We start from the raw sequence: 9,358 nt of genomic DNA, 5'->3' as shown, positions 1-9,358 counted from the left end.
GGGCCTGCGCCCAGGCGGCGCGGCTGGAATGGCTGGAGATGAGCACGGTGGCCGGGCATGACGCGCTGAGCCTGCTCTCGATCTGCCCGGTGGGGTTGATGTTCGTGCCCAGCATCGGCGGCATCACCCATAACGAGGCGGAGGATACCGCCGCCCCGGATCTCGCGGCCGGGTTCGAGGTGGCGCTGCGCGCGGCCACCGGGCTGTGCCAGGCGAAGGCGGTGCCGGAAGCGGCATTGGCGTTGCACGCATGAGCGCGGCGGAGATGGGCATGGCGGAAACGGCGGATCTGCGCACGCGGTTGGCGCCCTTGTTCCCGGGACGCGAGATCAGCCTGCGGTCGGCGGCGGCCCCGGTGGCCTCGCCGCTGCATCGGGCGGTGGCCTCCGCCTGCGTGCTGGCGCAGCCGGACGGCGCGGACCCGCTATTCCTGAAGCTGGCGCACCCGGACATGCAGGATGATCTGCTGGATACGGATGGCGCCGCCGCCCGCCTGGCGGCGCGGGCCGGGGTGGCGCCGGCGCTGGTGCTGGCGCGGCCGGGTCTGCTCGGCTTCGCCTATCTCGCCCTGCCCTGGCGCTATGCCCGCACCGGCGATCTGCAGCCCCCCGCCACGCTTGCCGCCGTGCTCGCCGCCAAAAAACGCCTGCATGAGGGCGACAATCTGGGGCGGCGCTTTTGCCCGTTCACCCGGATCGCGCAGCTGCAGGCCCAGGCCGAGGCGGCGCAGGTGCCCCTGCCGGCGGAAACCGCGCCGCTGCTGCGCCAGGCCGCGCTGATCCAGCAGGCGCTGATCGCGTCGGGCATGGATCTTCGCTTCTGCCATAACCATGCCGCCGCCTCGAACATCATGCTGAACGGCAGCCAGATGATGCTGGTGGATTTCGATATCGGCGGCGATAACGACCCCTGGTACGATGTCGGCGCGCTGCTCAACGAGGTTTGCGATTTCGACGCGCCGCGTCGCGCCGCCATCGAAGCCTATGCCGGGCGCTGTGACGAGGCGCTGTTCGCCCGCTGCCGGCTTTACGGGGCGGTGGATGATCTGATGTGGGGGCTATGGGGGTTCACCCGCGCCGTGACCGCGCCACGCGACGGCATCGAGTTCTGGAAATACGGCACCTGGCGGCTGTTCCAGGCCCGCACCACGATGACGATGCGGGATTTTGAGCTCTGGCTGCGGACGGTATGAGGTGCTGGTGATGTGGAAACAGACAGGCGAGGCCAGCACCGAGGACGAGCACCGCATCGAGGCGGTGCTGGCCCAGGTTGACGCCTGGCGCGGCCAGACGATGCGCTACCGGCCGGTGGCGGGCGGCATCAGCAACCATAATTGGCGCGTCGCCGACGCGGCGGGTCAGGCTTTTTTTCTGAAAGTGCCAGGGCGCGGCACGGAGATGTTCGTCAGCCGCGAGGCCTCCAACGAAGCCAGCAGGCGCGCGCATGGCTGCGGCGTCGGGGTCGAGGTGGTCGAGTTTCTGCCGGCGGAGGGGGTGGAGATCTTCGCCTTCGCGCATGGCTACCGGGCCAGCTCCAACCTGGATTTCATGCGCGGAACGGTTCGCCATAACGCGGTGCGGGCCTTGCGCGCCTTCAATGATTCCCCCCGCCTGTCCCTCACCAAGACGGTGTTCGAGGCGATCGATGAGCATCTGGCGCAGATCGCCCAGGTGGGCGCGCGGCTGCCCGAGGATATCGCGCAGATGCGCCGCTGCGTGGCGGACGCACAGGACGCCTTGCAGGCCGCCGGGATGGATCTGGTGCCGTGCATGAACGACACGCTGGCCGGGAATTTCATGATCAACGCGGCGGATGAGCTGCTGCTGGTCGATTTCGAATACGCCACCAACAATGAACGCGCCTATGAGCTGGCGCTGTGGTTCACGGAAATGGCCTTCCCGGTGGAGATCGAGCAGGAGATGATCGAAGCCTATTTCGGCCGGCTGGACCGCGCCGCGCAGGCGCGGGTGAATGTGCTGAAGGGGCTGGCCGACATTAAATGGGCGAGCTGGGCGATGGTGCAGGAAGCGGTCTCGACGCTCGATTTCGATTTTCACAAATACGGCACCTGGAAATATCGCCGCGCCCGCACCCAGATCTACCATCCCGACTGGCCGGTCTGGCTGCGGCATATGTAAGCTGACAGGCTGAAGAGGATGGCATGAAAGACCCTTATTTGCTGACCGCCACCGAACTGGCGGCGGCCTATCGCGCGCGCAGCCTGTCCCCCGTGGAGGCGGTGCAAAGCTGCCTGGCGCGGATCAAGGCGCTGGATGGGCATCTGCAGGCCTTCATCGAGCTGCATGAAACCGAAGCGCTGCTGGCGGCGCAGGCCGCGCACAAGGCGCTGCGGGCGGGATGTGATCTCGGGCCGCTGCATGGCGTGCCGGTGGGGTTGAAAGACCTCGTGGCGGTGCAAGGCAAGATCTGGACGGCGGGATCGAAGATCCATCTGCACCGGCGCGCGCCCTATACCGCCACGCTGGCGCAGAAGCTGATGGCGGCGGGCGCCATCTCGCTCGGCAAGCTGCACAGTGTGGAATTCGCCTTCGGCGCCTGGGGCACCAACCATCATCTCGGCACCCCGAAAAACCCCTGGAAGCCGCAGGGTCATTACACGCCGGGCGGCTCCTCTTCCGGCTCCGGCGTGGCGGTGGCGGCGCGGATGCTGCCGCTGGCGGTGGGCACGGATACTGGCGGCTCAGTCAGAATCCCCGCCGCCTTCAACGGCATCACCGGGCTGAAGGTGAGCTATGGGCGGATCAGCACGCAGGGGGTGGAAATGCTCTCGCCCTCGCTGGATACGCCCGGCCCGATGGCGCGCAGCGTCGAGGATGCGATGCTGATGTATCTCGCCATGCGCGGCCCGGATCCGCAGGATCCGGCGACGCTGGGCCTGCCGGTGGATGATCCGGCCGCCAGCCTGCATCTGGGGGTGCGCGATCTGCGGCTGGGCCGGATCGATCTGGGCGATTGCGGCTGCGCGGTCGATGCCGACATGGCGGCCGCCTACGAGGATGCGCTGCTCGGCTTCGCCCGGCTGGGGGCGAAGATCGTCACCGTGAAACTGCCGCAGACGCTGGCGGAGCTGGCCGCCTTGTCGCAGATCCTGGCCGGGGAGGCCTATGGCGCGCATGGCGATCTGGCGGAGGATCCGGACAGCCCGATGGGGCCGGCCACGCGCGCGCGCATTCTCTCCGGCCGCATATCGGTGAAGGAGTATCTGCAGCTGGTCTGGCGCCGGCAGGAGCTGACCGAGGCGTATCTGGCGGCGATCGAGCCGGTGGAGGCGCTGATCCTGCCGACCACCCCGCACCCGGCAATTCCGCTGGCCGATGTCGATGAAAGCGGCGGGCCGAGCATCTTGACCCGGCCGATCAATCTCTTCGGCGGCTGCGCGCTGGCCCTGCCGAGCGGGATGAACGGCGACGGGCTGCCGCTCTCGATCCAGATTTGCGGGCGGGCCTGTGCGGAGGCGCTGGTGCTGCGCATCGGCCAGGCCTTTCAGCGTGCCACCACCTGGCATGAGCTGACACCCCCGGAGCTGTGAGCGCCATGAGCCGGTCCGGGCGGCATGGGCAGCGCCTGCGTTGAGGTGGCCGGCGTGCTACGGGCGCGGGGCCTTGCGTGGGCGTCAGCCCAACCCGACCGCGGCGAGAATTTTGTCGACCTGACGCTCCGAGCCATAGCGATCATACACGTCGCTGGCCGCCTTTTCCGCGATCTCCGCGTAGGCTTCGGGCTTGCTGACAAGCTCGATGGCTTCCGCAAGCGCGAAATCCCATTCATGGGCCCGCGCCAGGCGCCCGGTCACGCCATCCTGGATCGCGTGGCGGAAGGGCAGTGTCGGGGTGGCGATGGTCCATGTGCCGACCGCCGCCGCTTCGAAGAATTTCAGCTCGCTTTTGCAGTTGGTGAACAGATTATCCTGCAGCGGGGCAATGTTGATTTCCACTTCGGCGATGACGCGCTGCAGGTTCAACGGGTCCTGCAACGGTAGGATTTCGACCCGATCCATGGAAGGCTGCAGCGCCTCCGAGGGCGGCGGAAACCCGACAATGCGCAGCCGCACCGAGCTGTTTTCAGCCATCAGACGCGCCAGAGCGGGGACGGCAATGGCAAAATCCTTATTATGCGTCGGCGTACCGCTGAAATATCCGATGGTGATATCACCCGTCCCCTGAAACCCGCGCTTGCGCTTGGCGGCCAGCAAGGCGCGCGAGACCTCTTCCTGATCTGGAGCAAAATAATTGGGAACGATATGCACCGGCAGATAAGGAAACGCTTGCGAGATGCGCGCCGCCAGAAACTCGTTCGTGGTGATCGCGGCTTCACACAAACGTGCCGTCGCCGCCATGCGGCCGAAATAGGCAAACCAGAAATCCCAATGCACTTCGGCATCGGTCGGCTGGTCCAGCGTGTCCAGCACCAGATGGACCTGGTTGATGTCGAACACCATATCGTCGCAGTCGAACAGCAATCTCGTACCAGCGCCGTTCGCCGCGACGATCAAGCGCGCCAACTCGGCATCGTAGCGGAACCGGCATATGACAAGCACGTCGATCCCGGACAGCTCCTTGATCAGGGCCGGAATATCCTGCCGCTCGAACCAGGCCGCGCCGATATCCGGGCGCATTTTTTCCAGCGTGGCGGGCGGGTTGAAGCAGCGATAGCGAAAGGTGCTGGTATCGCGTTTTTCATACAGCCAGGCGATCCTGGGCTTGCCACGGCGCAACGCATCGAGACGTGTGTCCAGGCTCTGATTGTCCCAGAGCATTTCTTTGGGCAAGGTTCCGTCGAGAAGATTATAGAACATCTCAGTTTGCGCGATTCAATTTTTGATCGATCAGAGACACAACGGCTTCAAGCGCCAGCGTCCAGTCGCGGTTGATATGATCGGCCTTGCGGTTTTCCTGAATGGCCGCTTCGTCCTCCGCCAGCGCCTCAAGCCGCTGCAACCCCGCCACCAAACCCTCGACGCTGGGCGAAACAGTTAAGATATTCCCTGAATAATTCAGCAAATCATACTTTCCGGGATGAGTATTGGTCAGAACCGGGACACCCGCAATGGCCATATCCAAAGGCGGATAAGAGGGGTGCGGCGTATCCATGAGCACGAATCCGGCACTCAGGCTCGCGATAAATTCCTGATAATCTCCCCAGGAGAGATGCGACACAACCTGCGGAACAACGCCACGAGCCAGCTTGAATTTCGGAATATCACGGCCTATCAGATGGATTTCCCAGCGATCCGGCGCGAAGGCGCCGACGGCAACAGCCTCGTCTAACGCCTCGATGCCACGCCAGAAAAGATTTCGCAGATTATTGGGGCGCGCATAAAAGAATAGCCGCCGCTTTACGGTGGATTTGCGCGCCTTCGCCCCGCCTGGAAAAGCCGGCTCGAACCATAACCCGTTTTCCTTGAGATTTTCGAAAGGCTCGGCGCCGGAGGTGAGATGCTGGAAAAGCCGCTCGGTGTTGATCACGGTCAGCAGCGCCGGATGGCCCATCGTCTCTGCGCAGAGCAACTGCTCGTCGCCACGCGCATAAAACAGGCGTTCATCTTCCTGAATCAGCGCGATGATACGTGACGCCGGCACAACTCCCAGTGTGGCTTTGGTCGTCCACCAGGAGGTGGTCAGAAAAATCTCATCTGCCGAAACCGGCAGTACCTTGCTTCCATCCAGCGGTGCCATCGCGGTTTCTAGCGGGCCGTGCAAACTAACATTATTGCGGCGTAGCACCTCATTGACCGCTGATGCGTCGGGCTCTTCCGTGCGCGTGACGATACGCAACGTCGCCTGGAATTTGTTGGCCAGCAACGCACCCAGGATGATGGCCGTGCCGACACCGCCGAACAGCGAGGACGGGCCGACGCTATCCGTGACCAGCGAGATACGTTTCTGCGCCGTTGCCGCCGGAAAACAATCGAATGGCTGCAGGGACGGAAACCGCGCCGCCAACAGGCTGGACACGCTCGGGAGCGACGAGGCGGGCTCGGCTGCCGGGGACAGCGCCGGGGCAATACCGGGCTCCGCCAATAATTCGATCGGCGCGGCGACAGACGCCGCTGTCCCCGGCTTGGCTTGCAGGAGGCTGTTTGGCCGGTAGAGGGCTTTGACCGCCCTTTTTAAACGCTGCCGGGCCGGAGCCGGCAATTGCGTGGCAATCCGGCGCAACGGATAGGTTGCACGCCAGCTCGTGGAATGAACGATCGCCTCTTTCTGTGCGACGGCGTCGGCCGCGATGGCGCGCAGCGCTTCAGCTTCTCCATGCTGGACCTGCAGCGCATTCGCCCGCTCGGTCATTTGCTGAAGCGATGCCCGTAGAGCCTGCAATTCATGGTCCTGGCGCGCCCTGGTCCGCCGCTCCTCGGCCAGGCCGGCTTGGCTGCGCCGCTCATGCGCGCGCTGTTCGGCCAGGTCACGCTTGGCTTTTTCAAGGGCGAGGTCGTTGGCGGCCAGCGCCGCTTTGGCGTCGTCGCCGACCTGCCGCGCATCCGAGAGCTGCCGGAATATGGCATCGACCGATTGTTCGTGCGCAAACACGCTGTCGGGCAGAGCAGGCAGTTCGGCATCCGATGCGACACCGATCAGATAGACGGCGCGCGCCAGCCCTGTCGTCGCCTCGATTGTCGTGGCATCGCGTTTCTCGTAGGTTCGCACCCCGGCGCGGCCTTCGAGGATGGCTGAGCCGATGAAGGTTCTTTGCGGCAGAACCCGCATGTTCTTGAAATGCGCCGCAAGGGCGGTTTCGAACTCGGCGCGCGAAAGTTCACGGATATGAAACGGGTTGACCCCCATGCCGATGCCGGAATGAACGAGCCTGTCGGGCGTGCTGACGATCAGAATGCCACCGGGCCGTAGAACGCGCCGGACTTCGGCCAGGAAGCGCTCGTGATCCCGAAGATGTTCCAATGTTTCGAACGAAACCACGACGTCGAAGGATGCGTCATCCAGTGGAATGGCGGTGGCGTCGCCGGAAATGAAGTTCAGATTCGATGCCGAATATTCTCTCTGCGCATGAAGATTCGCCTCCACGGCCAACTCCACGCCCACCACCTGGCGCGCAACCGTGGCCAGCATGGAACTGCCATAGCCCTCCCCGGATGCAATATCCAGCACATCGCGGTCCACGCAGAAATCGCGCGCGAAGCAATAGCGATGGAGGTGCTCAAGCTCAACCTGGCCACCGAAATCGGTGGTCAGGCGTTCACCTGAAAAGGGCAACGGGGAGGAGGGCTGCTTCAAGCGAAACATGCCATCGGGGCTACGTGCCAATTTAGAACTCCAATCACTCAGGCCGTCTCATTGGTATTGAGCAAACTAAACGATTAGTAAATAGGGCAGATAATCGTCCCAAATTTATTCGGTTTCGCACTTTATGCCCGGGTTTTGCACAGGCGAAGCCTCGGTTTTGCCGGTCTGGACGGCTCCACGCAATTCCGCTGTTCCATACCGAATCCACACCCCCATTACGAAACAAGGCGCTGCGGCCGCGCTTCACTGCGCACATCTTCGGCGTCGTGGACAAGGCGGCGTCGTGGACAAGGCTTTCAAAAAACGCGAATAAAATCGTTGCGCCGTCGTTCAACCCTGCACCGCGGGGCACGCCCCGCGCCGCTCACGAGGCCTCCGCAGCCTGCGTCTCGAACCAGAACAGCCCCGCCTCATCGATGGCGATGCGATGCAGCCCCGGGCTGACCGGGAGCTGACAATAGCCGCTGAGGACCAGGCCTTCGCCGGGCAGGCGCCAGCGCACCAGGAAGCGGCCGGCCTCGAAGCTGGCGCTGAGCGCCTCCGCCGGGATGCCGGACTCGGCCGGGGCCAGGCGCACCGCCTCGCCGCGCCAGAACAGCCTGGCCTGGGTGCCGCGCGGCGCGGGGCCGCGGGGGGTGAAGGCGCGGCCGCCCAACACCAGCCTGGCCTGCTCCCCTTCGCGCCGGACCGACACGCAGACCCCGCCCAGCGCGCCCGTGAAGCGCGCGATATAGGGGGAGGCCGGGCTGCGCCAGAGATCGATCGGCGTGCCGTGCTGGCGGATCACCCCGGCTTCCAGCACCGCCACCTGGTCGGCCAGCTTCCAGCAATCCTCAGGGTCGTGGCTCACCAGAATCGCGGCAATGCCGGCGGCGCGCACGCTCTCGCGCAGCTCCTCGCGCAGCATCTCCCGGCTTTCCAGATCCAGGCTGGAGAGCGGCTCGTCCAGCAGCAGCAAACGCGGCCGGCTGGCCAGGGCACGGGCGATGCCGACCCGCTGCTGCTGGCCGCCGGAGAGCTCCGCCGGGCGGCGATGCGCCACATGCTCCACCCGCAGCCGCGCCAGCAACGCCTTTGCCGCATCGTTGCGTTTGGCCGTGCCCGCCGGCAGCGCCAGAGCGACATTCTCCAGGCAGCTCAGATGCGGCCAGAGCGCGAAATCCTGGAACACCATGCCCAGCCCCCGGCGCTGCGCCGGCACAAAGCCGTGCCGGCCATCCTCCACCAGCGCGCCATTCAGGCTGATCCGCCCGGAATCGGGCCGGTCCAGCCCGGCGATCAGCCGCAGCAGCGTGGTTTTGCCGGAGCCGGACTCGCCGGCCAGCACCAGGAACTGGCCTTCCCCCAAAGCCAGCTCGATGCCGCGCAGCACCTCCCGCCCGCCCAGGCGGCGGTTGAGCCCTGCGATGCTCAAACTCTGCTTCACGCAGCCTCCGGGGCGGGTTTTGTCTGGCCCAGCCGCAACGCCAGATTCAGCCCCAGCGCCAGCAGCGCCAGCGTGCCCATGCCGAGCAGCGCCAGCTGCGCGGCCTCATTGTAGCGCCCGCCCATATCGGCGGCGAGGATGGCGACACTGAGCGGCATCTGCCCCGGCACGTAGAGCAGCTCGGAGACCGGCAGCTCGAACATCACCGTCGCCACCACCAGCAGCCAGGCCTGCAGGCCGGGGCGGGCCAGAAGAGCGGCTTCGATATCGATCAGCCTGGTCTGCGGCGACAGGGCGAAAATCCGCGCCGCCTCGTCCAGCCGCGCATCCAGCTGCGCCAGCGCCCCGCCGACGAGCCGGATCGCCATCGGCAGCGTCCCGGCGGCATAGGCGATGACCAGCAGCAGCACCGTGCCGTAGAGCGGGAAAATGTCATTATTGAAGGCAACGACATAGCCCGCCCCGAGGACCAGCCCCGGCACCGCCATATTGGCGCTCAGCCCGGCCTGGAGCAGCGCGGCGAAGAGCGGATGCCGGCCGCGCTGCAGCTTCAGCAGCCCCATCGCCAGCCCCAGCGTCAGGCTGGCGGCGAGCGCGCCATAGCCGAGCGAGCGCGGGATCGCCGTGAACAGATCGGCCGGCGCGGCTTCGCCGAACAGCGCGACATCCGCCA

Annotated in this window: 7 protein-coding genes and 1 pseudogene; 4 read left to right on the top strand and 4 right to left on the bottom strand. The window is 65.4% G+C overall.

Translation table 11 applies throughout. The annotated features are described in order from the left end of the window. The 4 genes and pseudogenes from MXAZACID_RS15495 to MXAZACID_RS15480 all read left to right on the top strand — a co-directional run. A pseudogene (locus tag MXAZACID_RS15495) lies at positions 1–254 on the top strand (hypothetical protein); the annotation flags it as partial. Then, the gene (locus MXAZACID_RS15490) at positions 251–1,192 is read left to right on the top strand and encodes a phosphotransferase family protein (RefSeq protein WP_008495438.1); all 942 of its coding nucleotides are present in this window, start codon (positions 251–253) and stop codon (positions 1,190–1,192) included. The pseudogene MXAZACID_RS15495 and the gene MXAZACID_RS15490, both read left to right, overlap by 4 nt. A gap of 10 nt (positions 1,193–1,202) precedes the next feature. Continuing rightward, the gene (locus MXAZACID_RS15485; protein ID WP_039885652.1) at positions 1,203–2,138 is read left to right on the top strand and encodes a choline kinase family protein; all 936 of its coding nucleotides are present in this window, start codon (positions 1,203–1,205) and stop codon (positions 2,136–2,138) included. Positions 2,139–2,161: 23 nt separating this feature from the next. Continuing rightward, a complete protein-coding gene (locus tag MXAZACID_RS15480; RefSeq protein ID WP_008495436.1) occupies positions 2,162–3,550 on the top strand; it encodes an amidase in 1,389 nt (462 codons plus the stop codon). An 84-nt stretch (positions 3,551–3,634) separates the two neighbouring features. On the opposite strand, the gene MXAZACID_RS15475 is transcribed toward MXAZACID_RS15480, so the two are convergent. The 4 genes from MXAZACID_RS15475 to MXAZACID_RS15460 all read right to left on the bottom strand — a co-directional run. Next, entirely contained in the window at positions 3,635–4,777 is a 1,143-nt protein-coding gene (locus MXAZACID_RS15475) for a glycosyltransferase (RefSeq protein ID WP_205619832.1), read from the bottom strand. Between the two features lie 40 nt (positions 4,778–4,817). Continuing rightward, complete coding sequence (locus tag MXAZACID_RS18000) at positions 4,818–7,280, bottom strand: methyltransferase domain-containing protein (RefSeq protein WP_144052834.1); 2,463 nt, start codon at positions 7,278–7,280, stop codon at positions 4,818–4,820. Positions 7,281–7,623: 343 nt separating this feature from the next. Further along, on the bottom strand, positions 7,624–8,685 hold the full coding sequence (locus tag MXAZACID_RS15465) for an ABC transporter ATP-binding protein (protein ID WP_051060399.1): 1,062 nt from the start codon (positions 8,683–8,685) through the stop codon (positions 7,624–7,626). Further along, positions 8,682–9,358, bottom strand: a 677-nt coding sequence (locus MXAZACID_RS15460; protein ID WP_008495432.1) for an iron ABC transporter permease, incomplete at its 5' end; no start/stop codon positions are given. The genes MXAZACID_RS15460 and MXAZACID_RS15465, both read right to left, overlap by 4 nt.

The sequence above is a fragment of the Acidocella sp. MX-AZ02 genome (assembly GCF_000306035.1).
Taxonomy (GTDB): domain Bacteria; phylum Pseudomonadota; class Alphaproteobacteria; order Acetobacterales; family Acetobacteraceae; genus Acidocella; species Acidocella facilis.
The sequence above is the reverse complement of the archived record's forward strand: the minus strand, read 5'-3'. Positions and strand labels throughout refer to the sequence as shown.

Excerpts from the sequence above, each read along its gene's own strand:
- MXAZACID_RS15490 (WP_008495438.1), top strand. The coding sequence starts at position 251 with ATGAGCGCGGCGGAGATGGGCATGGCGGAAACGGCGGATCTGCGCACG.
- MXAZACID_RS15485 (WP_039885652.1), top strand. The coding sequence starts at position 1,203 with ATGTGGAAACAGACAGGCGAGGCCAGCACCGAGGACGAGCACCGCATC.
- MXAZACID_RS15480 (WP_008495436.1), top strand. The coding sequence starts at position 2,162 with ATGAAAGACCCTTATTTGCTGACCGCCACCGAACTGGCGGCGGCCTAT.
- MXAZACID_RS15475 (WP_205619832.1), bottom strand. The coding sequence starts at position 4,777 with ATGCTCTGGGACAATCAGAGCCTGGACACACGTCTCGATGCGTTGCGC.